This window comes from Nocardia bhagyanarayanae (assembly GCF_006716565.1).
GTDB classification, from domain to species: Bacteria; Actinomycetota; Actinomycetes; order Mycobacteriales; family Mycobacteriaceae; genus Nocardia; species Nocardia bhagyanarayanae.
This window is the reverse complement of sequence record NZ_VFPG01000001.1, coordinates 3,596,104-3,621,557: the sequence shown is the minus strand read 5'-3', so window position 1 is coordinate 3,621,557 and position 25,454 is coordinate 3,596,104. Positions and strand designations below refer to the sequence as shown.

The window sequence follows — 25,454 nt, the reverse complement described above, 5'->3', positions numbered from 1 at the left end:
TTCGGCTCGCCGTCCGGAAGGCCAGGTCGGTGCAATTTCGGGACTCGGGGAGCGAGGCGGCGGACACGGGTCTAGGCTGTCCGCCGTGGTCGATCCCCTACCGTCCGTCGCTCCCCATCCCGATATCGCACCGCTCGCCTCGTTGCTCGGCACCTGGCGCGGCGGCGGGCACGGTGAGTACCCGACCATCGAACCGTTCGATTACCTGGAGGAGATACGGTTAGGCCACCTGGGCCGCCCGTTCCTCACCTATCGCCAGCGCACCCGCGCGGCCGACGGCAGCAGGTCGATGCACGCCGAGACCGGCTACCTGCGCTGCCCGCGGCCCGACCACGTCGAGCTGATCCTCGCCCACCCGACCGGTATCACCGAGATCTGCGAGGGCGGGCTCACCATCACCGACGGTGAGGTGCGCATGGAGTTCGACTCCACCAGCATCGGCCGCAGCAGCACGGCGAAGATGGTGACGGCGCTCGGCCGGTCGTTCCGTATCGCGGGCGACACCATCGACTACACGCTGCGGATGGCCGCGGTCGGCGAACCGCTGACCCACCACTTGGCCGCGACCCTGCACCGCGCCTGACCGTCACGGCGGGCCGACCGCCACACAGGACTCGAACTCGCCACCCGCGTCGCGGTAGCGCGGCCAGCGCATCGCGCCCGAGGTCTGCGGCCCGAACACGCCGTCCTTGTCGATGCCGTGCAGATCCTGCGCGTACAGCACGGCCAGGCCCGTCGCGGTGCCGTAGAAGCCGTCGGCGTCCGACAGTTCCCGCTGATAGCACCGGCGCAGCGCGTCCTGGAGCGCCCGCACGCCCTCGATCGGCGCGGCCCGCTGCGCGTTGGGGCCGCCGGGATGGGAGTCGACGTAGGACAGGATGCAGCGGCGTCCGCCATCGTTCGTGGTCGGCAGCACGACGTGGTATCCCGCGCCACTCGGCGCCTCGGTGGTGAAGTAGCAGCGCGGCGAGACGCCGGCCGCGCCCGTCGGCTCGGACAGCGCTCCGGAGCCGGAATCCGCACGCACCGACAAGAACACGGCCGCGCCGACGAGTGCCACCGCCACGCCCGCGGCCGCCGCCACCCGCCCGCGCGTACCGAAGCCACGCTTGGGCTCGGCCCGCACCGCCCCGGCCAGCGCCGCGGCCAACTCGCCGCACGACTCGTACCGTTCGTCCGGATCGTCCTTCGTGGCTTTGGCCAGCACCGCGCCGACGCTCTCGGGCAGCGGTTCCCGATCGGCGATCATCGCGGCGGGCAGTCGGCCGGTCAGCAGTTCGTAGCAGGTGACGGCCAACGCGTAGACGTCCGCGCGCCGGTCGACGCGCCCGCCGGTGCGCTGTTCCGGCGGCGCGTAGGACTCGGTGAACGCCCGGACACCCGTCTCGGTCTGGGTGGCGGCGGGGTCCGTCCGGCGCGCGATGCCGAAATCTCCGACCAGTACCCGGTCCGCACCCCCGTCACCGGGGGTGACGAAGATGTTGGCTGGCTTCACGTCCCGGTGCACGACGTGGTGTTCGTGCGCGTAGTCGAGGGCCCTGGCCGCCTCGGTCACGATGCGCACCGCGCGGCCGGGTTCGACGCCCGAGCGATGGGCGCGAATCAGTGCGGCGAGGTCACCGCCGGGCACGTAGCGCATGGACATCCACAGCCTGCCGTCTTCCTCGCCGAAGTCCTTGACGTCCACGATGTTCGGATGATCGAGACCGGCCGCCAGCCGCGCCTCGCGACGGAACAGCGCGGCGTACTCGGGATCGTCGCGGTCCGCGCCGACCACTTTCAGCGCCACCCGCATCGGCAGCGTCGGATGCTTGGCGAGATACACCGTGCCCATTCCGCCGGAACCGAGCCGTCGTTCGATCAGATGACCCGCGAACACCGAGCCCGGCATCAACTCCGAAGCGACCACCCTCCGCGCACCTCCCTGTGCCACCGCGTCCGTGCGATCGGCGCTCCGCCCGTACAGCCCCGCACCCGTGCCGCTCCGCCCGGCATCCGTGCGGAAGCCCGCCGCCCACGAAGCTGTTTCGACCCGCGAGAGCCAGCCGCCGACGGTGGGCGATGCGTATGCTGAACCCACTCACCGTCGGCTTCCTTCGCGAGACGACTTGGCGCGCAGTGTAGTTGGGAGGGATGTGCCGTGGCCACCGCCGGTCCCGATCGGCCCTCGGTCGACGTGCGAATACTCGGGCCGGTCCGGCTGCTGGTCGACGGCCATCACATCGCGCTGTCCGGCGCGAAGCCGCGCGCGCTGCTCGCCGTGCTCGTCGTCAACAGACGCAGGGCGGTCCCGAAAACCGTGCTGCTCGAGGCGGTCTGGGGCGACGACCCGCCGCCGCGCGCCATGGACGGTCTCTACGCGTACGTGTCGAACCTGCGTACCGTCCTGCGCGGGGCCGGAATTCCGGATCGCGACGTCCTGCGCACCGTCGACGCGGGCTATCTCCTCGACATCGCCGACGAGCAGTGCGACGTCGGCCGCTTCGAGGCGGCGCGCGCCCGCGGCGCGGCGGCCGCACGCGACGGCGACTCCCGCACGGCCGCAGCGTGTTTCGCGGCGGCGCTGGACGAGTGGAGCGGCGCGCCACTGACCGGACTGGACGAACTCGCCTTCGCCGCCAACTTCGCCACCGACATGACCGAGCGCAGGCACGACGTGCTCGTCGACCGGATCGCCGCCGACATCGCCGACGGGCGCGCGAGCGCGGTGATCGGCGAGCTGACCGCGACGACCGCCGAACGCACCGTGGACGAGCGGGTGTGGCGGCTGCTGATCAAGGCGCTGTACGTGTCCGGACGGCAAGCCGACGCTCTGACCGCCTGCCTGCGGTTGCGCCGCAACCTGGTGCGCGAGCTCGGCGCCGATCCGCAGCCGGAGACCGTGGACCTGGAGGACGCGGTGCGCAACCACCGGGTGCCGGCGGAGACACCGTCCACCCGCGGCGCCACCACCCGCGACCTGCCGAACATCCGACGCAGGGCCTGGCTCCGCGTCGGCGACGGCGAGCGAATCCCGGTGCCGCCCTCGGGGCTGCGGATCGGCCGCGAGTCCGACAACGACATCGTGCTCGACGACGCGCGGGTCAGCCGCAAGCACGCGCGGATCCTGCACCGCGACGACGGGATCTTCATCAGGGACCGGGATTCGGCCAACGGGGTCTACGTGAACGAGGTGCCGATCCGCGCCGACACCGCGCTCAGCGACGGCGACGTCATCCGGGTCGGTTCGACGCGGCTGCGGTACGGGGCCAACGAGGAGCCCGCGTCACCGGCCTGACCAGGCGATTGCAGAAAGTCTCGAGATTCGCCGAAGGCGAGGGCCATAGCTTGGCGGCAGGGAGCACCGCTCCCGGTCCTTAGCACTCGACAATGGATGGTTCCCATGACTTTTCGTACCCTGATCGCCGCCACCGCCCTCGCCGCCGGACTACTGACGGCGACCGCGCCCGCGTGGGCCGCCCCGGCCCCGAGGGACAGCGATCCCGCCGAGCGCGCCAAGGGCTGCGGATACGGCGACTCGCACCCGACCCTCAGCAGGGGAAGCAGCGGCGACGCCGTCCGGCAGGCCCAGTGCCTGCTGCACCTGCACGGTTACCCGGTGAAGATCGACGGCGCCTTCGGGCCGGACACCGAGCAGGCCGTCGAGAAGTTCCAGTCCGCGCACGGCCTGAAGATCGATGGCGTGGTCGGGCCGGATACGTGGACGGCGTTGTACTTCTACTGATCTCGCGGGCGCCGCACCGGCGCGTGCCGCCCGGTGGCCCGGCGTCGTCGGGCACGCCGGGTGGCCGCCGTCAGTATCCGGTCGGTAGCGCGGCGAACATATCTCTGGTCACCGCGACCGCGTGGTCCGAGCTGCCGCCCTTGACCAGCAATGTCGCGAAGGCCATATCGCCGCGGTAGCCCACGAACCACGAGTGCGAGCCGCCATCGACCTCGGCCTCACCCGTTTTTCCGTACACCTCGCCCTGATCGGCGATGCGCTCGGCGGTGCCGCCGGTGACGACCTTGCGCATCATCGCGCGCAAGCCCTCGATCACCTCCGGCGCGATCGCGGGCCGCTCCCCTTCGACGGCGGTGGGCCGCCCTGCGATCAGGTACGGCACGGGCGCCGAGCCGTGCGCGATGGTCGCGGCCATCACCGCCATGCCGAACGGGCTGACCACCACCTTGCCCTGCCCGATCCCGTCCTCGGTGCGCTGCACCAGATCGTCGGCGGGCGGCACCGATCCGGACGCGGTGGGCAGCCCGACCACCGAATAGTCCTGGCCAACCCCGAGTTTCGCGGCCGTCACCGCCAGCGCGTCGGCGGGCAGCTGGCTGGCGAGCTTGGCGAAGGAGGTGTTGCAGGACCGTTCGTAGGCGGTGGCCATCGGCACGTTGCCGACGGTGAAATGGTTGTAGTTGGGAATGGTGCGCTCGCCGATGACGATGCTGCTCGGACAGGGCAGCACGGTGTCGGGCGTGGCGAGTCCCTCGGCCATGGCCGCGGCGGCGGTCACCGTCTTGAACACCGAGCCGGGCGGATACTGGCCGATGGTGGCCACCGGCCCGTCCCGGTCCGCCGCCGTGTTCTGCGCGACGGCGAGGATCGCGCCGGTGGAGGGGCGCAGCACGACCATCATGGTCTGCTCGGTGCGCAGGTCGACCGCGCGCTGGGCGGCGTTCTGCACGTAGCGATCGATGCTCAGCGCGAACGACGGCGCCGGTTGCGCGGGCACCTCGGTGAGCACGGCGGTGTCGGCGCCGTTGGCGTTCATGGTCACCACGCTCCAACCCGATTTGCCGTCCACCTCGGCGATCACCGTCTGGCGTACCTGCGTCATCAGATCGGGGGCGAACCTGCGGTCGGTGGCCACCATGTCCCACTCCTGGGTCAGCGTCACACCGGGCAGCCCGATGAGTTCCGAGCCGACCTGGTTGTATTCGATCTCGGTGAGCAGCAGCACGGTGTAGGCGCCGTCGGTGTTCCGCGCGGCCTTCAGGATGGTCTCGGGGGTGAGGCGCTCGTCGAAACGCAGCAGTGCTCGCGACAGCGCGGTGGACACCGCGGCGGGATCGGCGGCGTCGGCCGCGGTGAAAGCGACGCGAGAGACCTTGCCGGGCACCAGGACATCACTGCCGGACTGCTCGTTCACCCTGGCGCGCGGGGCCGGGTTCGCGCGCAGCTCCATGGTCTGGGTGTCGCCGAGTTCGGGGTGGATGTTCGAGGACGTCCACCGCACCATCCAGCGGCCGCCGGTGCGGCCCATCTGCAACTGGCCGGTGTAGGTCCAGGTGCGGTCCTTCGGTAGCCGCCACTCGTAGGTGTAGTCGACGGTCGCGGTGTCACCGGTGACGCGGGCCGCGCCCGTGCGCGCGGTCAGTTCCTCCGCCTGTAGGTTCTGCCACGCGGAAGCCAATGCGGCAGTGGCCTTCTCGGGCTGGCTGGTCAGTTCGGCGGCGGCGGTGAGATCGTTCTCGGCGAAGGCGGCGACGAAGGCGTCGGCCGCGGGCGCCGGGCCCTGCGGACCGGCCGAGCAGCCCGCGGCCGCGGCGGCGAGCACCGCGACGGCCAGCGGAATCAACATGCGTGTCGACATCGCTGCCGATGGTACTGGCCACTGGCGGGCAAATGCCTGCGGCGCACCGTTTCTCGGGTGATCGGGTGGTGTCGTTCCCGGCCGCGTGAGCTACCTGTGTCCGGTAAGCCGTTCAGTCCAACAGGACGGTGGCGAACGTCGCGATCTGACGGAATCCGACGCGGCCGTAGGCGCGGCGGGCCACGGTGTTGAAGTCGTTCACGTACAGGCTCGCGGTGCGCCCGGAGGCCACCACCGCGTTGGCCACCGCCGCGGTGCCGCTGGTGCCGACGCCTTTGCCGCGCCGGTCCGGATGCACCCACACGCCCTGGATCTGGCCGGTGCGCCGGGACAGCGACCCGACCTCGGCCTTGAAGACCACCTCGCCGTCCTCGAAACGCGCCCAGGCACGGCCGGATTCGATGAGATTCTGAATGCGGCGCCGATAGCCGCGGCCGCCGTCGCCCGCCCTCGGGTCGACGCCGACCTCCTCGATGAACATGGCGATCGCCGCGCTTAGGTAGCGGTCCAGCTCGTCCGGTCGCGCCCTGCGCACCTGCGGGTCGGCCGTGGCCAGCGCGGGCTGGCCGAGCGCGAGCAGCGGTTGGGCGCCGCGCAGTTCGCGCTCCGGGCCCCAGCTGTCGCTGAGCATCTCCCACAGCGGTAGCGCGAGCTCTTGGCGGCCGACCACCGAGGAGCAGATCCGCGGCCAGCGCGTCGCGCGGTCGGCGAAGGCGCGCAACGCGTCGTTGTCGCCGCGCAGCGGCACCAGGTTCGCTCCGGAGAAGCAGAGGGATTCGGCGGGGCCGCCGCGGCTCCACAGCTCACCGTGCCCGCCCCGGGCGTCCAGCCCGTATTCCTGCAATCGGGCCGCGATCATGCACGAGGCGACCGGATCGCTGTCGAGCACTCGCAGGACCTGCGCCAGATCCCGGTTGGCGAGCTGACGCGCGGGGGCGTACTTCGCTCTTCGCGTCGGCTCCAGCAGACTCCGCACAATCGACAGCCTGCCACGAACGCGCCCAATGCGGTACGGGTATCCGAAACCCGCTGGTCGCGGCGGGTCTCAGCCGACGGTGACGACCGGCTCCCCCGCGCCCGCGCTCTCGCCCATCTCCTCGGCGATCCGCATGGCCTCCTCGATCAGGGTCTCCACGATCTGCGCCTCCGGCACGGTCTTGACGACCTCGCCCTTGACGAAGATCTGCCCCTTGCCGTTGCCCGAGGCCACACCCAGATCCGCTTCGCGCGCCTCACCGGGGCCGTTCACGACGCAGCCCATGACCGCGACCCGCAGCGGCACCTCCATGCCCTCGAGACCGGCGGTCACCTCGTTGGCCAGCGTGTAGACGTCCACCTGGGCGCGACCGCAGGACGGGCAGGAGACGATCTCGAGCTTGCGCGGACGCAGGTTCAGCGACTGCAGGATCTGCCCGCCGACCTTGACCTCCTCGGCGGGCGGGGCGGACAGCGAGACCCGGATGGTGTCGCCGATGCCCTCGCTCAGCAGCGCGCCGAACGCGACGGCGGACTTGATCGTGCCCTGGAACGCCGGACCGGCCTCGGTCACACCGAGGTGCAGCGGGTAGTCGCACTGCGCGGCCAGCTGCCGGTAGGCCTCGACCATGATCACCGGGTCGTTGTGCTTGACCGAGATCTTGATGTCGCCGAAGCCGTGCTCCTCGAACAGGCTCGCCTCCCACAGCGCCGACTCCACCAGCGCCTCGGGGGTGGCCTTGCCGTACTTCTCCATCATCCGCTTGTCCAGCGAACCGGCGTTCACGCCGATGCGGATCGGAATGCCCGCGGCGCCCGCGGCCTTCGCGACCTCCTTGACCCGGCCGTCGAACTCCTTGATGTTGCCCGGGTTCACGCGCACCGCGGCGCAGCCCGCGTCGATGGCGGCGAAGATGTAGCGCGGCTGGAAGTGGATGTCGGCGATGACCGGGATCTGCGACTTGCGGGCGATGGTCGCCAGCGCGTCGGCGTCCTCCTGGCGGGGACAGGCGACCCGGACGATGTCGCAGCCCGAGGCGGTGAGCTCGGCGATCTGCTGCAGGGTCGCGTTGACGTCGTGGGTCTTGGTGGTGGTCATCGACTGCACCGAAATCGGGTGGTCGCTGCCCACGCCGACACCACCAACCATGAGCTGACGGGTCTTGCGCCGGGGCGCGAGAACGGCCGCGGGAGCGGCGGGCATCCCCAGTCCGATTGTGCTGGTCACTTTCGGCTGCCTACTTTCCGTACGTTTGCTGCGGGCCGTTCGCCTACCGAGCTTAGCCGCGCGCGGTGGACCACCACCCTGTGACGCCCGTGACACGGCATGACAACGAGTTGTCCCGCGATTGCCGGCGACAGATTACCCCGCGTCCCCGGCGGATGTTCTTGTGCGTCGGCGGCGCACTCAGGGAAACAGCCGGATCGGGTTGACGATGTCGGCGGCCAGGGTGAGCACCATGTACGCGCCGCCGAGCGCCACGGCGACGTACGTCGCGGGCAACAATTTCAGGTAGTCGACCGGACCGGCGGGCGCCAGACCGCGCCAGCCGCGGATCGTGTTGCGGATCTTCTCGTAGAGCACCACGGCGATGTGACCGCCGTCCAGCGGCAGCAGCGGCAGGATGTTGAACGCGCCGAGGAAGAAGTTCAGGCTCGCCAGCATCAGCACGAACACCTGCCACAGGCCCGCTTGGGCGCTCTCGCCGCCGATGCGGCTGGCGCCGTAGATGCTGACCGGGGTCTCCGGGTCGCGCGTGCCGCCGGTGACCGCGTCCCACAGCGCCGCGACCTTGGCGGGCATCTGCGCCAGCGACTGGAAGGTGCGCACGAACAGGTCGCCGGTGAAGGATGCGGCGGCGGGGATGGCCGTGACGACGTTCTCCTTCTCGATCGGCGGCACGTTCAGGGTGACGCCGACCGCGCTGACCTCGGTCTTCGCGCCTTCCTTCGTGTAGCGCGTCACCGGCTGCGGCGAAACCGTCAGCTGCACCCGCTGTCCGGCGCGGTCCACGGTGTAGGTGATCGGCCCCTGCTGCTTGCGGGTCTGCTCGGTGAACTCCGCCCAGGTGTCGACCGCGACGCCGTTCACGGCGGTGATGGTGTCGCCGGGCTGGAGTCCGCCTTGCTGCGCGGGCCCCGGGCCGGTGCACTGCTGCAGCGTCCCGTCCGGATTCGCGTCCGCGACGCAGCTCAGGGTTCCCACCGTCGGCGTCGGCTCGTCCAGCCGCGGCAGGCCCCATCCGACGGCGAGCACCACGATCAGCAGGAAGCCGAGCACGAAGTTCATGACGATGCCGCCCACCATGACCACGAGCCGCTTCCACGTCGCCTGGCGGTACATCGCGCGGTCGAGGTCTTCGGGCCGCACCTCGTCCAGCGCGGTCATGCCCGCGATGTCGCAGAAGCCGCCGAGCGGGATGGCCTTGACGCCGTATTCGGTCTCGCCGCGCTGGAAGGACCACAGGGTCGGGCCGAAGCCGACGAAGTAGCGGCGCACCTTCATGCCGGTGGCCTGGGCCGCCCACATGTGTCCGCATTCGTGCAGGGCGACCGAGATCAGGATGCCGAGCGCGAACAGCACGAACCCCATGGCGAACACCATTTGCTCTCCAGCCCTCCTGCGTTGCGCAGCTCGTAGACATCCCGCGCACGCGCCGGCGCGGCCGCGAGCACCCAGACCACACTAATGGACGCGGCCGGACCGAGTCCGTACCAAGCCCGCGCGCGGGTACGCGCATGCGGGCGAAGCGCACGCCCGATCCGTACGCCTCAGTCTGCCAGCGCCCCGCCGGGCGCGCCGGATACCGGTGGTTCAGGCTCCGACGACACGCCGGGCGTAGTCGCGCGCCCAGCTGTCGGCGGCGAGCACCTCGGCCAGGCTCTGCGGCTCGGCGCGCCACTGGTCGGCCGCCTCCACCGCGCGGGCCACCGTCCGCACGATCGCCGGGAAGCCGATGAGACCGTCGAGGAAGGCCTGCACCGCGATCTCGTTCGCGGCGTTGTAGACCGCGGTCACGCTGCCGCCCGCGATGCCCGCCTGCCTGGCCAGTTCGACCGCGGGGAACACCTCGCTGTCGACCGGTTCGAAGGTCCAGGTGGCGGCGGTCCCGAAATCACACGGAGCCGCGGCGCCGGGCACCCGGTCCGGCCAGCCGAGGGCCAGCGCGATCGGCAGCTTCATGTCCGGCGGGCTGGCCTGCGCCAGCGTCGAGCCGTCGGTGAAGGTGACCATCGAGTGCACGATCGACTGCGGGTGCACGGTGACGTCGATGCGGTCGTACGGAATGCCGAACAGCAGGTGCGTCTCGATGAGCTCGAGGCCCTTGTTGACCAGCGAGGCCGAGTTCAGCGTATTCATCAGACCCATCGACCAGGTCGGATGCGCCTTGGCCTCGGCGGGGGTGACCGATTCGAGCATCTCGGCGGTCCAGCCGCGGAACGGCCCGCCCGACGCCGTCAGCACCAGCCGGTCCACCTCCTCGGCGCGGCCACCGCGCAAGCACTGCGCCAGCGCCGAATGCTCCGAATCCACCGGCACGATCTGGCCGGGCGCGGCGGCGCGGGTCACCAGCGAACCGCCCGCGACGAGCGACTCCTTGTTGGCCAGCGCGAGGCGGGTGCCCGACTCCAGTGTCGCCAGGGTCGGTTCCAGGCCGAGCGAGCCGACCAGCGCGTTGAGCACCACGTCGGCCTCGGTGCGGCGCACCAGTTCGGTCACCGCCGCGGGGCCTGCGAGCGGAATGTCCAGCGCCGCGGCGGCGGCCGGATCGGCGACGGCGACATTGCGGGTCCCGGTGGCCGCCATCTGCGCGGCGAACAGTTCGGTATTGCCGCCGCGCGCGGCCAATCCGACCACCTCGAACTTGTCGGGGTTGGCGGCGATCACCTCGAGCGCCTGGGTACCAATGGATCCGGTGCTGCCGAGCAGTAGGACTCTCACGATGTCGGACACCCAGTCATTGTGTCCTACCGCGCACGGGGTCTCGTCGTGCCCGTCGAGCGCGGCCCGACTACCAACGACGCGGCGTCGTATGTCACGATATCGACCAGTAGCCCAAGAGTGCGTACCGGAAGTTCGGTACCCGAACCACCTGAGGAGCGATCGTGGCCGCCACGGACATCGAACCCGCCAACAACGAGCGCGCCATCGTCACTCACGTGGACACCGCCGAGGTCCCCTCCGCGGAGTGGGGCTGGAGCGGCGAGTCGCGCCGCACCTTCCGCATCGCCGGTTGGATCGTCGCGTTCATCCTGCTCGCCATGATCATCGGCAACCACAAGGGCTTGATCGAGGACATCTACCTGGTCGGCTTCGCCGCCCTCATCGTGGTCATCCTGGTGCGCGACTCGATCCTGCGGCGCAAGCCCAGGTAAGGCCCCGGCCAGAGCTGCCGCCCGCGCCGCGGATGACAGTCGGAGAGCGGGCGCGGTCCGCGCCACGGTGGCCCGGCACGGTCGAGACCGATCCCATCCTCGCCACAGTCACGCCGTTCGCCCGCGACGGCGCCGTCGATACCGGAGCGCTGCGCGAGTATCTCGGCTTCCTGCACCACGCGGGAGTCCCCGCGATCCTCGTCAACGGCACGACCGGCGAGTTCTCCAGTCTGACTGTCGCCGAACGCAAGTCGATCCTCGAGCACGCCCGCGAGTACTGGCCGGGGCAGCTGATCGCGCACATCGGCGCGACCGCATACGGCGACGCGCTCGAACTGCTCGACCACGCGCGCCACCACGCCGACGCCGTCGCCGCGATCGCACCCTATTTCTTCGCCGATCCGCCGGAAGCAGGGGTCCGCGAGTTCTTCGGCGTGCTGCTCGCTCGCACCGAACTGCCGCTGCTGCTGTACAACTTCCCGCGCCACACGCAGACCCAGATCTCCCCTGCGCTGCTCGCCGCGCTCGCCGCCGAATACCCGATGCTGGCCGGAATCAAGGACTCCGGTGGCGACCTCGAGGTCACCAGCGCCTACGCCGCGACCGGTGCGGCGGTCTTCGTGGGCAGCGACGGCGCCGCCGCCCGGATCCGCGAACTCGGCGTGCACGGCATCGTCTCCGGCGGCGGAAACCCGGTGCCGGAACTGCCTGTCCGCATCGCCGCGGCCGTTCGTGAGGGCGATGTCGACGCGGCCGGGCGCTGGCAAGCGGTGTTCGACGAATGTCGCGCCCTCCGCCACGGTTCCGGACTCACCGACATCGCGTTCGTCAAAGCCGCTCTGGCCGAACGCGTCCCCGGGTTCCCGGCCGCCGTGCGCAGCCCGCTGGTGACCGCGGGCGATGCCGCGATCGCCGAGATCCGTGCGCACCTACGGCACACGATCCTGCCGCGCGTCCACGAGGCCACGCCGTAACGAAGATCGGCATCGCCGGGCCGCATCGCGTCCGTCCAGGCGTTCGCCTCGAACTCGCCGCGGCTGCCGAGACCATCGATGAAAACCGTTGTGCCGAGGCCGTAGCCGGAGCGGAGGGCGCCATCGGCGAACACACGATCTGGCGCGCGTTCCATACGGAATAGCGCCGATCAGCGACCGCGCCGCTTGCCTGGCTTCTTGGCGCCGGAGGAGCGTGCACCGCGCGCCGGGGTCGCGCTCTTCCCGGCTGCGGTTTTCTTCTGTGACGCGGGCTTTTTCGCTTGCTTCGGTCGCTGCGCGTCACCGGCCGACGGCGAACGCGAGCTGCGTTCGGAGCGGCCGCGCACCACGCCGACGAATTCCTCCACGAGCTCGGTGGTCTCGGCTGTCGGCCAGGCCAGGGCGATCTCGGTGTCCGGGTGCTCGGTGACGGTGCGGTAGACCAGGTCGCGGCGGGCGTGCAGGCGCGCGATGGAGTGCGGGACGATGGCGAGTCCGACTCCGGCGGCGACCATTTCGAGGGTGACCGCCGCCGCGTCGATGTCCGAGGCGTCCTGCATGCGCTCGTCGGCCAGGTCCGCCGCGGTGACCTCGGTGAAGAGCGAGATCGGGTGCTCCTTGGGCACCACGACGACCGGCACCTCCCTGTACAGCGGAATCGCGCTGAGCCCCGCGCGGTCGATGGGCAGGCGCACGAAGCACATGTCGACCCGGCCCTCCCGCAGGGCGGTCAGCTGGTCGGCGGCGGCGAGCGGAATCGTCCGCAGGGGGATCTCGGGAAACCGCTCACCCCAGATCCGTTCCCACTTCGACACCGTGACGCCGGGCACGAAACCCACCCGTAGTCCGGCCGAGACCTCCGGCTCCAGTTCCGGCTCGGCCACTTCCCGGCGCGCGATGACCTCGCGGGCGGCGGCGAGCAACTCGCGCCCCTCGTCGGTGAGCTGCGTCGGCTGGGCGCCGGGGACGAACAGCTTCGTGCCGAGTTCGGTCTCCAGATCGATGACCGTCCGGCTGAGCCGCTGACGCGCGATGCCGAGGCCCTTCGCCGCCCGCGCGAAATGCAGCTCCTCGGCCACCGCGACGAACCAGCGCAACCGCTCTACGTCGATCGACTCCACCTGACTCATTCGACCAAGGGTATTGCACGGCGTGCGCGGGCCCGGACGGTCGCCGCGACGACGGGGGCGCTCCGGCGGTCGACTAGGCTGTCCCGGTGAGCCCGGACAAGAAACCGCAGATGATGAAGCCGCTGACCGCGGCGGACAAGCTCGGCATCTACCTCCCCGCCGCGCCGGAGGAGTTCCGGAACTCGCCGATCTCCCGCGCCGACCTCGACCGGCTGCGCACCGATCCCCCGGCCTGGCTCACCGAACTGCGCCGCACCGGCCCCTTCCCGCGCGACATCACCGCGCGCAAGCTCGGCATCTCCAACAGCGGCCTGGCCCGCGGCGGCGTCTCCGACGCCCTCACCGCCGACGAGATCGCCGCCCTGCTCGCCGACCCGCCGGAATGGCTGACCCGCGAACGCGAGAACTACCAAGCCGTCCTCCGCGAGAACGAGCGCGTCAAGGCGAAGGAAGCCGAACGCCGCGCCACCACCAACCGCCCGGCGAAGAACCGCTTCGGCACCGGAGCCTGAGCGGCCGGAGCCCGACGCGGCTCCGGCCCGAGCGGGAGCGGGGTGCGCCTCAGAGTGGAGCGTCGCGGACCTTCGCCGAGAGTTTGTCGTCGAGCGTCGTGGGGCCGTGGAAGGTGAACACCCAGCGGTCGCGCGACGGATCGGAGAAGGTCGAGAGGACCAGTGCGACCTCGCCGTAACCGTCGTTGTAGCGGAAACGTTCGTCGGTCCTGGTGCCCTCGGTGCTTGAGCCTTCGGACTTGGCCCGGGACTTGAACGTGGTCACCGCCCGCCGCGCCGCCTCGGCGCTCGGAAAGGCGTAGAAGGTATACGCGAGCTTCGCACCGTCCGCCAGCAGACACTCCCAGCGCGCCTGCCACTTGTCGAAGGCCGATTCGTCGCCTTTCTCGGCGCGCCAGTCCTTCCACTCGGATGCCGGACGGCACGAGGCGCCGTTGTAGCCCTTACCGGTCTCGCGGTTGCCGCTCGGCAGCATCCCGGGAAACGCCGCCGACATCGCCGACAGATCCTTGTGTCCTTTGGAGCGTCCGGTCAGCTGCGACACCCAGGTCGAATCGTCGGTGAACACAAAGGTTCCGCATCCGGCGAGCAGCACGAAGACGAGGCCGAGAATCACCGCGAGCACCTTCGCGCCGGAACCTCCGCGCCGGGGCGGGACGGGCGGTCGGTATCCGGCGGGGACGGCGCCGTAGCCGGGCGGATAACCCTGCGGCACACCGGCATTCGCATAGTGCGGACCGGGCGGCGCGGGTTGGGCGTAGCGCGGCGGGTGCGCCAACGGCATCGGGTTCGGCGCCGAGCTCTGCGGATGCGGTCTGGGCTGCGCGACGGCGTGCGGCACGCTGACCGGTCCACGCAACGCGTGCTGCACGGCCGCGGCGAACTCCGCGCACGAGTCGAACCGATCCGCGGGCCGCTTGGCGAGCGCGCGATCGAGCACCGCGTCCAACGCGGGCTGCAGACCGGGACGCACCGAACTCAGCGGCGGAGGCGGCTGCTTCAGATGACCCTGGATCACCGCGACGGCCTGCGGCGAGTCGAACGGCACGGTGCCGGAGAGCAACCAGTACAGCGTGCAGGCCAGCGAGTACTGGTCGGTCCGGTGATCGAGCTGCGCGCCCGTCAGCTGTTCCGGCGCGGCATACGCGAGAGTCGCGGTGAAGGTGCCGGTCTGGGTGAGCTGCCTGGTGTCCTCGCGCGGGCGCGCGATGCCGAAATCGGTGAGCAGCACTCGCTCCTGCCCGGCCGAGCGGGAGAGCAGGATATTCGCGGGTTTCACGTCGCGGTGCAGCACGCCCATGCGGTGCGCGTAATCCAGCGCCAGCGCGGTCTCGCCGACGATCTGGGCAGCCCGCTGCGGCGGCAGGGTGGCGGGATCCACCGAGGACGCGTCGACGCCATCGATGAACTGCATGGAGATCCACAGCTGCTCGTCCTCGATGCCGCGGTCGAAGACGGTCACGATATTCGGATGGTCCAGCTGCGCGACCAGGTCGGCCTCCCGCTCGAACCGCGCGCGAATCTCCGCGTCGGAGAACAGTTCCCGATTCAGCAGCTTGAGCGCGGTACGGCGGGGCAGTCGCGGGTGCGCGGCCAGATAGACCGCGCCCATGCCACCCTGCCCCAGCAGTCGTTCGATGGCATATCCGGCGAATACGTCACCTGGCTGCAGCAACGGCCCCCCCTCGGGATTCAGTTCTCGGCGGCCAGCTGCCCGCAGGCGGCGGCGATCTCCTGGCCGCGGGTGTCACGGACGGTGCACGGCACGCCCTGGGCATTGACCCGGCGAACGAACTCCTGCTCGACCGGCTTCGGGCTGGCGTCCCACTTGCTGCCCGGGGTCGGATTGAGCGGGATGACGTTGACGTGCACGCGCGAGCCCAGCGCCTTGTGCAGTTTGGCGCCGAGCATGTCGGCGCGCCACGGCTGATCGTTGATGTCGCGGATGAGCGCGTACTCGACCGAGACGCGACGGCCGGTCGTGTCGGCGTAGTAGCGCGCCGCGTCCAGCACCTCGGAGACCGGCCAGCGGTTGTTCACCGGCACGAGGGTATCGCGCAGTTCGTCGTCGGGCGTGTGCAGCGAGACGGCCAGCGTCACCGACAGACCTTCGTCGGCCAGCTTGCGGATAGCGGGCGCCAGGCCGACGGTCGAGACCACGACGTTGCGCTGCGAGATGCCGAGCCCGTCCGGCGCGGGCGAGGTGATGCGGCGCACCGCGGCGACCACCCGCTTGTAGTTGGCCAGCGGCTCGCCCATGCCCATGAAGACGATGTTCGACAGTCTGCCCTCGCCGCCCGCCACCTCGCCGTCGCGCAGCGCCGCCGCGGCGGCGCGCACCTGGTCGACGATCTCGGCGGTGGACAGGTTGCGGTTCAGCCCACCCTGCCCGGTCGCGCAGAACGGGCAGGCCATGCCGCAACCCGCCTGGCTGGAGATGCACAGGGTGTTGCGGTCGGCGTAGCGCATGAGCACGCTCTCCAACAGGGTGCCGTCACCGGCGCGCCACAGCGTCTTGCGGGTCTGTCCGTCGTCACAGGCGACGTGCTTGACCACCGAGAGCAGCGGCGGGAACAGCGCCGAGCCGACCTTCTCCCGCACCGCGGCGGGCAGATCGGTCATCAGCTCGGGATCGGCCTGCAACCGCCCGAAGTACTGCCGCGCGATCTGGTCGGCGCGAAACTTGGGCAGGCCAAGCTCCTCGACCGCGGCGCGCCGCCCCTCGGCATCGAGATCGGCGAGATGCCGCGGCGGCATGCCACGGCGCGGAGCGTCGAAAACCAGGGGCAGGGAGGCGGTCATAGTCCTTCCAGTCTCTCATCCGCCCCTGGCGCTCGAATGCTCAGGCCGAAACAGTGCGCGACGACACAAACCCGCGCACCGCCGCCGGCCGCCGTTCGGACGCTCGGATCAGGACAATCCGAGGTCGCGGACCGCCTCCTCGATCAAGTCGACGATCGCGCCTGGTCGCGACGCGAGCGAGGCATGGCTCGCGTCCAGCTCGATGATCTTGCGTGGCTTCATGCGCTCGGCCATCCTGCGCTCGTTGTCGGGGTCGATCATCCGGTCGGCAGTCGAGACCTGGTACCAGCTCGGCTTGTTCTTCCACGCGGGCGCGGTGACGGCGTCACCGAACGTCGAGGCCAGCGGAGCTTTCTGCGTGACAGCCATGACCAGCGCCTCGTCGTCGGAGAGATCCTGGGCGAAGCTCTCCTGGAACTTGTCCTGCCTGATCCACAGGTAACCGTCGGAGTCCGGTGCGATGTTGTCGAAGGCCGCGGGCGGCAGTTCCTGACTGATCTGCCCGGGGCTCTCCCCCGCGTCGGGCGCGAAGGCCGCGACGTAGACCAGGCCCACCACGTTCGGCAGGTCACCGGCCTCGGTGATCACCGCCCCGCCGTAGGAGTGGCCGACGAGCAATACCGGCCCGTCGACCTGTTCGATCATCTGTCGCGTGCGGGCCGCGTCGTCGGCCAGCGACGTCAACGGATTCTCGACGGCGCGCAAATTGACGAAGCCGCGCTTGCGCAGTTCGACGATCACTTTGCCCCAGTGGGCGGCCCCGCCCCAGAAACCGTGCACCAAGACGATAGTCGGCTCAGCGGACATCGCGAGTATTCCTTTCGATTGATCGGTCGGGTTCGAACGCATCCGCGGAATCGCCCGCCGCCACCTGTAGGCGCCTGGTGTTCCTGGCGGGCCGAGAACAACGGTATGCGGACATGCGAGCAAAAGCTATGCTCCAAATGCCGAATTTGTTTGCCGATACGCCGGAGTAGTGCACGTTGTTCACTCGTACCGAGACCTTCGACGCACTGTCGGAAATCCTCGACGCGGTCCGTCTGCACGGCGACATCGTGCTGCGCTGCGCGCCTCCGCCGCCGTTCCGCGTGACCGTGCCCGGCGGCGTGCGAATGCTGCACATCGTGGAACAGGGCGAGTTGCGGCTGCGCGCCGAAGGCGGCGGCGAGATGACGCTCGAGCCGGGCGATCTCGTGCTGCTGGCCCGTGGTGACGCGCATACGCTCTACACCGATCCGAACATGCCCGAACGACCGCTGCGCCCCAGCGACTTGTTCCGCACCGACGACGAACTCGCCGACCCCGGTACTCCGCGCTGGGTGACGGGGACCTTCGCCGTTCAAGAAGCGATCGCGGGCCCCTTGCTGTCGGTGCTGCCCGCTGTCGTCCACATTCCGGCGGGTCGCGGCGATCTCGAATGGCTGGCGGTCAGCCTGCGGCTGCTGCTCGCAGAGGTGACCGCCGCGAGCCCCGGCGCGGCCGTGATGATCTCGCGCATCCTCGATCTGCTGTTCATCCACACCCTGCGCACCTGGTTCGCCGGCAACAGCGCATCACCCGGCTGGCTTACCGCGGCCATGGATCCGGCGCTCGGCCCGGTGCTCGCCGCCATCCACCGCGACCCTGGGCGGCCGTGGACGGTGACCGACCTGGCGGCGACGGCCGCGCTGTCCAGGTCGTCCTTCGCCGAGCGGTTCACCCGCCTGCTCGGCAGCCCGCCCGCCGCCTATCTGACCGAACGCAGACTGGATCGCGCCGCGCACCTGCTGCGCGCCACCACCGAGCCGGTATCGAGGATCGCCGACGACGTCGGCTATCGCTCCGACGCGGCGTTCAGCCGAGCCTTTCAACGCAAGTTCGGGGCGCCCCCGCTGCGCTGGCGCCGATCGGGCGCTCGCCCGAACGGGGACGGATTCGCATCGGCCTGAGGCTCAGCGCTTGGCCGCGCGCCGCAACTGCATGATGCGCATGCCGCCGACCAGCGCCATCACCAGTGCCCCGAGGATCACCGAGAGCAGCACGGCGACGCCGAGCGGGAGGTGGAAGTTCCAGAAGAACATGCTGACCTCGACGGTCTGCAAGTTCTGCAGGATGAAGATGAGCAGCAGGATCATGATCAGCGTGCCCGCCACCAGCCCCACCCAGGCGTAGCCGGTCCGCGAGGAGATCGAGGGTTTTGCGCCCGTCATCGGGGGCTTGGTCGCGGGCGGCGACGGTGGAGTACGCGGCGGCGTGGTCGGCGGGACGGTCGGCTTGTCGCGCCGGCTCGCCTCGGGCTCGTGCTCGGCATTCGTGGACATGCCTCGATCATGGACGATCGCTCTCGCGGTCGCCGGGATTTGGCGGCATGTCGTCCGGGGACCGGCCGATCAGAGCAGCGTGCTCAGCACCAGCCAGGAGACGAACGCGGACGGCAGCATCGAGTCGAGCCGGTCCATGATGCCGCCGTGCCCGGGCAACAGGGTGCCCATGTCCTTGATGCCGAGTTCTCGCTTGATCTGCGATTCGATCAGATCACCGACGGTCGCGACCAGCACAAGCCCCACACCGAGCACCACGCCGATCATCGAATTGGCGTCCAGCAGCAGGGTGACCGTCAGCAGACCGCCGATGACGCTGAACACCAGCGAGCCGCCGAAACCCTCCCAGGATTTCTTCGGACTGATCGACGGAACCATCGGATGCTTGCCGAACAGCACACCCGCCACATAGCCGCCCACGTCGGAGCAGACCACCAGGATCATGAAGGTCAGCACCCGCAGGTTGCCGTCGGGCTCGAGCAGCAGCAGCGTGGCGAAGGACGCGAGCAACGGAACCCACGCGAGGGTGAAGACCGCGATCGCCGTGTCGCGCAGGAAGTTCCGCGGCGCGGTCTGCAGACCATGGTCGAACAAACGCCACACCATGCAGGTCAGCGCGGTGGCCGCGAACGCGCCCGCGACACCGCTCGCGCCCCACGGCCAGCCGAGCCAGAACACCGCCTGACCGCCGACGATCAGCGGAATCCGCGGGACGAGCACGTCGGCCTCACGCAGCCGCTTGGCCACCTCCCAAGTCGCCACGCCGACACCCGCCGCGGCGACCGGGATGAACACCAGAGGCGCGAACAGCAGGATCGCGATGAGCGAGAGGCCGAGCCCCAAGCCGACCGCGAGCGCGGCGGGTAGGTTTCGGCCCGCTCGCGACGTCGCGGCGGCGGGCGCCGGGACAACGGGTTCGGCGGGAACGGGATGCTCGGGGAACTGTCCGGCCGTGTAGTCACCCGATTGGCCCGGGGTGTCTGCGGGGGCGCCGCTCCCCGGGGTCGGCTCCTCGGCCGCACCCGTTGCGGCGGCATTGTCGGCCACGATTGTCCCGTCGCTCACTCGTTGTTCCTCGTCCCCCGCCCGTGCGGGCCCTCGGATCTGCCGTCAGACCTCGAGCAGTTCGGCTTCCTTGTGCTTGACCAGCTCGTCGATGCTGTTCACATATTTGGCGGTGGTCTTGTCGAGCTCCTTCTCGGCGCGCCCGACCTCGTCCTCACCCGCCTCGCCATCCTTCTGGATGCGCGAGAGTTCGTCCATGGCCTTGCGGCGCACGTTGCGAATCGCGACCTTGGCGTCCTCGCCCTTGCTCTTGGCCTGCTTGACCAGCTCGCGGCGGCGTTCCTCGGTGAGCTGCGGGATGGAGATGCGCAGGATGTCCCCGTTGTTGGTGGGGTTGACACCGAGATCCGAGTTGCGGATCGCGGTCTCGATCGCACCTAGCTGCCCGGCCTCGTAGGGCTTGATCACCACCATCCGCGGCTCGGGCACCGTGATGCTGGACATCTGGGTGACCGGGGTGGGCGATCCGTAGTAGTCCACGACGACCCGGGAGAACATGCCCGGATTCGCGCGTCCGGTGCGGATGGTCCCGAGATCGTCCTTCGCCACCGAGACGGCCTTCTCCATCTTCTCCTCGGCGTCGAAGAGCGCTTCTTCAATCACGACCGTTTCCTCCACAGCGTCGTCATCGTCATGATCCGCGGGTCGCGGTGTCAGGACCGAACCAATGTGCCGATCTTCTCACCGGCGACCGCTCGGGCGATATTGCCCTTCGTCAACAGATTGAACACCAGGATGGGCATCTGGTTGTCCATACACAGGCTGAAAGCCGTGGCGTCCGCGACCTTCAGGTCGCGCTCGATGGCCTCTTTGTGCGTGATCTCGGTGTACATCGTCGCGGTCGCGTCGACCCGGGGGTCCGCGGTGAAGACGCCGTCGACCGCCTTGGCCATCAGCACCACGTCGGCGCCGATCTCCAGGGCCCGCTGGGCCGCGGTGGTGTCGGTGGAGAAGTACGGCATGCCCATGCCCGCGCCGAAAATGACGACTCGGCCCTTCTCCAGGTGGCGCTTGGCGCGCAGCGGCAGGTACGGCTCCGCGACCTGGCCCATCGTGATCGCGGTCTGCACCCGGGTGTCGATTCCCTGCTTCTGCAGAAAGTCTTGCAGCGCAAGGCTGTTCATCACGGTGCCGAGCATGCCCATGTAGTCGGAGCGGGCCCGCTCCATGCCACGCTCCTCCAGCTCGGCGCCGCGGAAGAAGTTGCCGCCGCCGATGACCACGGCCACCTGCACGCCGGTCGCGACGACCTCGGCGATCTGCTCGGCGACGGTCTGCACGACGTCCGGGTCGAGGCCGACCTTGCCGCCGCCGAACATCTCGCCACCCAGTTTGAGAAGTACCCGGCGATATCCTGGGCGTTCGGTCCCCGGGTCCGTCATCGGTGCTCTTCTCCTTCGGCGATGGTGGTGTTCTCAGCATGCTGAGACATCAGGGGTAAAGCGGATAGGTTTGCGATCCCGCAACACAAGGCGGTCACTATCCTGCCCTACTCGGTTTCGGCGACCGCAGAAGACCCCCTCCGACACCGCGCTCGCGTCGGGAAATGGGGCCGGTCGATGCCGCCGCGTCGCGGCCGGACGCGGACAGCAGAAGGCCCCTCCCCTGTCGGTGGGACGGAGGAGGGGCCTTCGCAGGCTGTCAGGCCTGGCCGACCTCGAACCGCGCGAAGCGGGTCACGGTGACACCGGCCTCGTCCAGCAGGGCCTTGACGGTCTTCTTCGAGTCGGTGACCGACGCCTGCTCGAGCAGGACGACGTCCTTGAAGAAGCCGTTGACGCGGCCCTCGGTGATCTTCGGCAGCGCGGCCTCGGGCTTGCCCTCCTCGCGAGCGGTCTGCTCGGCGATGCGGCGCTCGTTCTCCACGACGTCGGCCGGAACCTCGTCGCGGGTCACGTACTTGGCCTTCAGCGCGGCGATCTGCATGGCGGCGGCGCGAGCGGCCTCGGCGGCAGCCTCGCCCTCACCCTGGTACTCGACCAGCACGCCGACGGCGGGCGGCAGGTCCGAGGAGCGCTTGTGCAGGTAGGTCGCGACCGGGCCCTCGAAGGACACGGCGCGGCGCAGCTCCAGCTTCTCGCCGATCTTCGCGGCGAGCTCCTGCACGGCCTGGTCGGCGGTCTTGCCACCCAGGTCGACGGCCTTGAGCGCGTCCAGGTCGGCGGGGCGGGCCTTGGCGGCCGCCGCGACGATCTGGTTGGCCAGACCCTGGAACTCGTCGTTCTTGGCGACGAAGTCGGTCTCGGAGTTGATCTCGATCAGCACGCCGTCCTGCGCGACGACCAGACCCTCGGCGGTGGCGCGCTCGGCGCGCTTGCCGACGTCCTTGGCGCCCTTGATGCGCAGGACCTCGACGGCCTTGTCGAAGTCACCGTCGGTCTCTTCGAGGGCCTTCTTGCAGTCCATCATCCCGGAGCCGGTCAGCTCCCGGAGCCGCTTCACATCGGCAGCGGTGTAGTTCGCCATCGGTGGCGAGCCTCCTTTGGAGAAGTTCAGTTACTGGGCAGCGGTGATCACCATGGCATTCCTCGGTGATCACCGCTGGAACAGCGGGTTACGAGCCTCAGGCCTCGGCCGGGGTCTCGGCGGTGGGCTCGGCGGCGGGGGCGGCCTGCGCAAGCAGCTCCTGCTCCCACTCGGCGAGCGGCTCGCCCGCACCGGCTTCCGGCTTCTCGTCACCGGAGGCGATACCGGCCCGCGCCTGCACGCCCTCGGCCACCGCGGAGGCGACGACCTTGGTCAGCAGAGCAGCGGAACGGATCGCGTCGTCGTTACCCGGGATCGGGTAGTCGACCAGGTCGGGGTCGCAGTTGGTATCCAGGATCGCGATGACCGGGATGTTCAGCTTGCGCGCCTCGCCGACGGCGATGTGCTCCTTGTTGGTGTCGACGACCCAGATGGCCGAGGGCACCTTCTGCATGTCGCGGATACCGCCGAGGGTCCGCTCCAGCTTGTTCATCTCACGCGTGAGCATGAGGATTTCCTTCTTGGTGCGACCCTCGAAGCCACCGGTCTGCTCCATGGCCTCGAGCTCCTTGAGGCGCTGCAGGCGCTTGTGCACGGTGGAGAAGTTGGTGAGCATGCCGCCCAGCCAACGCTGGTTCACGTAGGGCATCCCGACGCGAGTCGCCTCGGCCGCGATCGACTCCTGGGCCTGCTTCTTGGTGCCGACGAAGAGGACGGTGCCACCGTGGGCGACGGTCTCCTTGACGAACTCGTAGGCCTTGTCGATGTAGGTCAGCGTCTGCTGCAGGTCGATGATGTAGATGCCGTTGCGGTCGGTGAAGATGAACCGCTTCATCTTCGGGTTCCAGCGCCGGGTCTGGTGTCCGAAGTGTGCGCCGCTGTCGAGCAGCTGCTTCATGGTTACGACAGCCATGGCTCCCGTATCTCTCTTTCGTTGCCGGTTGACGCAGTGGGTCGGCGACCCGCTGCCCTGGCGCCTCCGAATCGTCGGACCCGATCGCTTCATCGATCGGGACCAGCCGGCGATTCCCTGTTCCCAACTGGCACTGCCGCGAACGAGCACTCTCGGAATTCGGGAGCTGAGGTTCGAACGGCGCCGCTACGAACAAGCACGGGTGGCGCGCGAAGTCGGTCCGTGCCGGGCACAGACCGCTCGATCAGTCTACGACCAGGTACGTCCCTCACCTAAATCGCCTGGTCGCGAGGTTGTTACCAGGAGAAACGGGCGGTTTCCACAGGTCGGGAAGTTGTCCACACTCGCCGAATCGGGGATGTTCCGCCGACACGGGTCGGGCGAAGGTCGAGTGCATGCACCGACTTTCCCTCTCGATCACCGTGATCCTGCCGTTGCTGTTCGTGCTCGCGCTGTGCGTGGGGTGGCCTGCGACGGCCGACGCTCGGCCGCCTGCGGGTCCCGAGTGTTCGGCAACGACGTGCTTCGCCGATCGCGTGCGAGACGCACCGGGCGCGCCGACGGCCTCCGATCCCGTCGTGGACTGCTGGGACATCCGGTGTCCATCGGATGTGGCGCGGGATGCGCCGAGGCGTACGCCGGGCGCTGTGCCCGACCACCTTTGCTTCGGTTCGGTCTGTCTGCCGCCACGGGCGCGGAATCTGCCTTTCCGTCAGCTCGCGCCACTTCCGCTGCGCGTGCCAGGCGGCCGACCGGGATCCGCTCCCGACGCGTGCGTCGGATCGGTTTGTCTGTCCATTCGCCCCCGAGACATATCGTCACCGCTGCCCGTGGCGCCGACATCCGAGACGTTTCGCGCGGCGCCTGCCTCGGCCGAGATCCCCGGCGGTTCGGCTTCCTCGGTGCCGCGGTAGTGACCGTGACACCGGGCGAGTCGACCCTGCGCCGCGACAGCGAGGTCCGCGTTTCAGGCGCATCGAGGACCGCAGCCGACACGCGGTTCATAGAGCAGCGGCTGGAACGGACGAGGTCGGGCTGCCGCAGCAGGTGTTGCGATACCCGGCTGCGGCGAGCGGCAAGATCGCCGGTGCTGCTGGCGTTGGTCGCGGTCCTGCTCGCGGCCTGCGAAGGGGCCACGGCGGCGGCCGCACCCGGCGGTGAGTTCGGCTGGCCGCTGCGGCCCCGTCCCACGGTGGAGCGACGGTTCGACCGGCCTGCCCAGGACTGGCTGCCCGGCCATCGTGGTGTCGATCTGGCCGGGACGCCGGGCCAGACGGTGGTCGCGGCGGGAGCGGGCATCGTCGTGTTCGCCGGTGAAGTGGCGGGCAAACCAGTCGTATCGATCGACCACCCGGGCGGGCTGCGCACGACCTACGAGCCCGTTCGAGCGCGGGTCTCGGTCGGAGCGCGGGTGGCACGTGGCACTCCGATCGGCACGCTCGAGGAAGGTCACGCGGACTGCGCTGCTCCCGCCTGTCTGCACTGGGGTCTGCGCCGGGAAGCGGGACGGCGCGGACGCCCGGAATATCTCGATCCGCTCGGCCTGGTGCACTTCGCGCCGCTGCGCCTCGAGCCGGTCGAAACGGGTCCGGGTGCGCGGCCGGTCGGAAGCGCCACCTCCGAAGGGGTGGTGCACGATATGTACCGAGTTGCCTGGCAATGGTCTGGCGGTGAGGGAGCGCACGGCACGCGTCGCTTCCTAAGCGTCCGGATGCGGACCATGATCGAGGTATGGAGAACGAACTCGGTGGTCCGTGGTTCACCTATCGGGAGATCGGCGCTACCAGGGGCGAACTTCCGGAGGGCTACCACCGCTTCCGCTTGCGGCGGCGGCTCGGCACCGGCCGGGAACTGTTCGAGCGGGCCGGGGCGGAAATCCTCGCGTACCGAATGCAGAAGGGCGTCGGCATCTTCGGGCACGCGAGCACGCCGACGGCCGAGCCCGGCACGGCGCTCACCGTGCGACTCGGAATCGGTCCGATCGCCCTCGTGGCGCCCTGCCGCGTGGTGTACGTGCTCGAGGACGAGAACCGGCGCGGTTTCGCCTACGGCACGCTGCCCGGCCACCCCGAGATCGGCGAGGAACTGTTCGCGGTGGAGTACGACCCCACCGACGACTCGGTCCACGGCTTGATCACGGCCTTCTCCCGCCCCGCATCCTGGTACACCAAACTCGGCGGCCCAGTGTCCCGCCTCATGCAGCGCGTCATGGCGGGCCGCTACCTGGCCACCCTCCCGACGAGGCCCTAAGACCGCCTCGGGGCTCAGCTCGAGCGCATTCGGCGGCTGCGCCAGCGGCACGAGGACATCGATTTGGGGCCATCGGAGTCGAAGGGGCGTCGATGGGTTGCGTCGCGG

At 69.7% G+C, this 25,454-nt stretch carries 24 protein-coding genes and 1 pseudogene; 9 read left to right on the top strand and 16 right to left on the bottom strand.

Annotation, left to right across the window (positions count from 1 at the left end):
• The first annotated feature begins 76 nt into the window (after positions 1-76).
• On the top strand, positions 77-583 hold the full coding sequence (locus FB390_RS15330; protein WP_425465907.1) for a peroxynitrite isomerase: 507 nt from the start codon (positions 77-79) through the stop codon (positions 581-583).
• Between the two features lie 3 nt (positions 584-586).
• On the opposite strand, the gene FB390_RS15325 is transcribed toward FB390_RS15330, so the two are convergent.
• A complete protein-coding gene (locus FB390_RS15325) occupies positions 587-1,909 on the bottom strand; it encodes a serine/threonine-protein kinase (RefSeq protein WP_141809552.1) in 1,323 nt (440 codons plus the stop codon).
• Between the two features lie 231 nt (positions 1,910-2,140).
• Between FB390_RS15325 and FB390_RS15320 the strand changes: the two genes are divergently transcribed.
• Both FB390_RS15320 and FB390_RS15315 read left to right on the top strand, forming a co-directional pair.
• Positions 2,141-3,277, top strand: coding sequence for a BTAD domain-containing putative transcriptional regulator (locus FB390_RS15320; RefSeq protein WP_221639271.1), 1,137 nt, complete (start codon positions 2,141-2,143; stop codon positions 3,275-3,277).
• 105 nt (positions 3,278-3,382) lie between these two features.
• The gene (locus FB390_RS15315) at positions 3,383-3,724 is read left to right on the top strand and encodes a peptidoglycan-binding domain-containing protein (protein ID WP_246124035.1); all 342 of its coding nucleotides are present in this window, start codon (positions 3,383-3,385) and stop codon (positions 3,722-3,724) included.
• A gap of 70 nt (positions 3,725-3,794) precedes the next feature.
• On the opposite strand, the gene FB390_RS15310 is transcribed toward FB390_RS15315, so the two are convergent.
• From FB390_RS15310 to dxr, 5 genes are all read right to left on the bottom strand, one after another.
• Positions 3,795-5,582 carry a penicillin-binding transpeptidase domain-containing protein gene (locus tag FB390_RS15310; RefSeq protein ID WP_141809550.1) on the bottom strand — a complete coding sequence of 596 codons (1,788 nt, stop codon included), beginning with the start codon at positions 5,580-5,582 and terminating at the stop codon, positions 3,795-3,797.
• A gap of 112 nt (positions 5,583-5,694) precedes the next feature.
• Positions 5,695-6,558 carry a GNAT family N-acetyltransferase gene (locus FB390_RS15305; RefSeq protein WP_141809549.1) on the bottom strand — a complete coding sequence of 288 codons (864 nt, stop codon included), beginning with the start codon at positions 6,556-6,558 and terminating at the stop codon, positions 5,695-5,697.
• A gap of 69 nt (positions 6,559-6,627) precedes the next feature.
• Complete coding sequence (gene ispG, locus FB390_RS15300) at positions 6,628-7,785, bottom strand: flavodoxin-dependent (E)-4-hydroxy-3-methylbut-2-enyl-diphosphate synthase (RefSeq protein WP_141809548.1); 1,158 nt, start codon at positions 7,783-7,785, stop codon at positions 6,628-6,630.
• A 180-nt stretch (positions 7,786-7,965) separates the two neighbouring features.
• Positions 7,966-9,162, bottom strand: coding sequence for a M50 family metallopeptidase (locus FB390_RS15295; protein ID WP_141809547.1), 1,197 nt, complete (start codon positions 9,160-9,162; stop codon positions 7,966-7,968).
• A 210-nt stretch (positions 9,163-9,372) separates the two neighbouring features.
• On the bottom strand, positions 9,373-10,512 hold the full coding sequence (gene dxr, locus FB390_RS15290) for a 1-deoxy-D-xylulose-5-phosphate reductoisomerase (protein ID WP_141809546.1): 1,140 nt from the start codon (positions 10,510-10,512) through the stop codon (positions 9,373-9,375).
• 152 nt (positions 10,513-10,664) lie between these two features.
• On the opposite strand from dxr, the gene FB390_RS15285 reads away from it, so the two are divergent.
• Together FB390_RS15285 and FB390_RS15280 are read left to right on the top strand one after the other, a co-directional pair.
• A complete protein-coding gene (locus tag FB390_RS15285) occupies positions 10,665-10,934 on the top strand; it encodes a DUF2631 domain-containing protein (RefSeq protein WP_141809545.1) in 270 nt (89 codons plus the stop codon).
• A gap of 32 nt (positions 10,935-10,966) precedes the next feature.
• Positions 10,967-11,908 (top strand): dihydrodipicolinate synthase family protein, encoded by a 942-nt coding sequence (locus FB390_RS15280; RefSeq protein WP_141809544.1) that lies wholly within the window; start codon positions 10,967-10,969, stop codon positions 11,906-11,908.
• Positions 11,909-12,078: 170 nt separating this feature from the next.
• Here the strand turns inward: FB390_RS15280 and FB390_RS15275 are convergent, their stop codons facing one another.
• Complete coding sequence (locus FB390_RS15275; protein ID WP_141809543.1) at positions 12,079-13,038, bottom strand: LysR family transcriptional regulator; 960 nt, start codon at positions 13,036-13,038, stop codon at positions 12,079-12,081.
• A gap of 86 nt (positions 13,039-13,124) precedes the next feature.
• Here FB390_RS15275 and FB390_RS15270 point away from each other — a divergent pair, with 86 nt between their 5' ends.
• A complete protein-coding gene (locus tag FB390_RS15270) occupies positions 13,125-13,550 on the top strand; it encodes a DUF5997 family protein (protein WP_141809542.1) in 426 nt (141 codons plus the stop codon).
• Positions 13,551-13,599: 49 nt separating this feature from the next.
• Here the strand turns inward: FB390_RS15270 and FB390_RS15265 are convergent, their stop codons facing one another.
• From FB390_RS15265 to FB390_RS15255, 3 genes are all read right to left on the bottom strand, one after another.
• A complete protein-coding gene (locus FB390_RS15265; RefSeq protein WP_141809541.1) occupies positions 13,600-15,225 on the bottom strand; it encodes a serine/threonine-protein kinase in 1,626 nt (541 codons plus the stop codon).
• A gap of 17 nt (positions 15,226-15,242) precedes the next feature.
• A complete protein-coding gene (gene rlmN, locus FB390_RS15260) occupies positions 15,243-16,352 on the bottom strand; it encodes a dual-specificity RNA methyltransferase RlmN (protein ID WP_141809540.1) in 1,110 nt (369 codons plus the stop codon).
• A 108-nt stretch (positions 16,353-16,460) separates the two neighbouring features.
• Positions 16,461-17,159 (bottom strand): alpha/beta hydrolase, encoded by a 699-nt coding sequence (locus FB390_RS15255; protein WP_141809539.1) that lies wholly within the window; start codon positions 17,157-17,159, stop codon positions 16,461-16,463.
• A 176-nt stretch (positions 17,160-17,335) separates the two neighbouring features.
• Between FB390_RS15255 and FB390_RS15250 the strand changes: the two genes are divergently transcribed.
• A complete protein-coding gene (locus FB390_RS15250) occupies positions 17,336-18,280 on the top strand; it encodes an AraC family transcriptional regulator (protein WP_246124034.1) in 945 nt (314 codons plus the stop codon).
• 3 nt (positions 18,281-18,283) lie between these two features.
• On the opposite strand, the gene FB390_RS15245 is transcribed toward FB390_RS15250, so the two are convergent.
• The 6 genes from FB390_RS15245 to rpsB all read right to left on the bottom strand — a co-directional run bounded on the left by FB390_RS15245 (position 18,284) and on the right by rpsB (position 23,096).
• The gene (locus FB390_RS15245; RefSeq protein WP_141809538.1) at positions 18,284-18,652 is read right to left on the bottom strand and encodes a LapA family protein; all 369 of its coding nucleotides are present in this window, start codon (positions 18,650-18,652) and stop codon (positions 18,284-18,286) included.
• 69 nt (positions 18,653-18,721) lie between these two features.
• Positions 18,722-19,717, bottom strand: a complete 996-nt coding sequence (locus FB390_RS15240) for a phosphatidate cytidylyltransferase (RefSeq protein WP_141809537.1) — start codon at positions 19,715-19,717, stop codon at positions 18,722-18,724.
• A 45-nt stretch (positions 19,718-19,762) separates the two neighbouring features.
• Positions 19,763-20,320 (bottom strand): ribosome recycling factor, encoded by a 558-nt coding sequence (frr, locus tag FB390_RS15235; RefSeq protein ID WP_141809536.1) that lies wholly within the window; start codon positions 20,318-20,320, stop codon positions 19,763-19,765.
• 50 nt (positions 20,321-20,370) lie between these two features.
• Complete coding sequence (gene pyrH / locus FB390_RS15230; protein WP_141809535.1) at positions 20,371-21,099, bottom strand: UMP kinase; 729 nt, start codon at positions 21,097-21,099, stop codon at positions 20,371-20,373.
• A gap of 259 nt (positions 21,100-21,358) precedes the next feature.
• Entirely contained in the window at positions 21,359-22,183 is an 825-nt protein-coding gene (tsf, locus tag FB390_RS15225) for a translation elongation factor Ts (protein WP_141809534.1), read from the bottom strand.
• A gap of 97 nt (positions 22,184-22,280) precedes the next feature.
• Positions 22,281-23,096, bottom strand: a complete 816-nt coding sequence (gene rpsB, locus FB390_RS15220) for a 30S ribosomal protein S2 (RefSeq protein WP_141809533.1) — start codon at positions 23,094-23,096, stop codon at positions 22,281-22,283.
• Between the two features lie 1,087 nt (positions 23,097-24,183).
• On the opposite strand from rpsB, the pseudogene FB390_RS34255 reads away from it, so the two are divergent.
• Together FB390_RS34255 and FB390_RS15210 are read left to right on the top strand one after the other, a co-directional pair.
• Positions 24,184-24,675: pseudogene (locus FB390_RS34255) on the top strand (M23 family metallopeptidase); the annotation flags it as partial.
• Positions 24,676-24,827: 152 nt separating this feature from the next.
• A complete protein-coding gene (locus tag FB390_RS15210; protein WP_141809532.1) occupies positions 24,828-25,346 on the top strand; it encodes a DUF1990 domain-containing protein in 519 nt (172 codons plus the stop codon).
• Positions 25,347-25,454: the final 108 nt, after the last annotated feature.

Bases quoted from the DNA above. Each gene is read 5' to 3' on its own strand.
- tsf (WP_141809534.1), bottom strand. From the start codon at position 22,183: ATGGCGAACTACACCGCTGCCGATGTGAAGCGGCTCCGGGAGCTGACC.
- FB390_RS15310 (WP_141809550.1), bottom strand. From the start codon at position 5,582: ATGTCGACACGCATGTTGATTCCGCTGGCCGTCGCGGTGCTCGCCGCC.
- FB390_RS15255 (WP_141809539.1), bottom strand. From the start codon at position 17,159: ATGTCCGCTGAGCCGACTATCGTCTTGGTGCACGGTTTCTGGGGCGGG.
- FB390_RS15210 (WP_141809532.1), top strand. From the start codon at position 24,828: ATGGAGAACGAACTCGGTGGTCCGTGGTTCACCTATCGGGAGATCGGC.
- FB390_RS15280 (WP_141809544.1), top strand. From the start codon at position 10,967: ATGACAGTCGGAGAGCGGGCGCGGTCCGCGCCACGGTGGCCCGGCACG.
- FB390_RS15295 (WP_141809547.1), bottom strand. From the start codon at position 9,162: ATGGTGTTCGCCATGGGGTTCGTGCTGTTCGCGCTCGGCATCCTGATC.
- rlmN (WP_141809540.1), bottom strand. From the start codon at position 16,352: ATGACCGCCTCCCTGCCCCTGGTTTTCGACGCTCCGCGCCGTGGCATG.
- pyrH (WP_141809535.1), bottom strand. From the start codon at position 21,099: ATGACGGACCCGGGGACCGAACGCCCAGGATATCGCCGGGTACTTCTC.
- FB390_RS15245 (WP_141809538.1), bottom strand. From the start codon at position 18,652: ATGTCCACGAATGCCGAGCACGAGCCCGAGGCGAGCCGGCGCGACAAG.
- rpsB (WP_141809533.1), bottom strand. From the start codon at position 23,096: ATGGCTGTCGTAACCATGAAGCAGCTGCTCGACAGCGGCGCACACTTC.
- FB390_RS15275 (WP_141809543.1), bottom strand. From the start codon at position 13,038: ATGAGTCAGGTGGAGTCGATCGACGTAGAGCGGTTGCGCTGGTTCGTC.
- FB390_RS15315 (WP_246124035.1), top strand. From the start codon at position 3,383: ATGACTTTTCGTACCCTGATCGCCGCCACCGCCCTCGCCGCCGGACTA.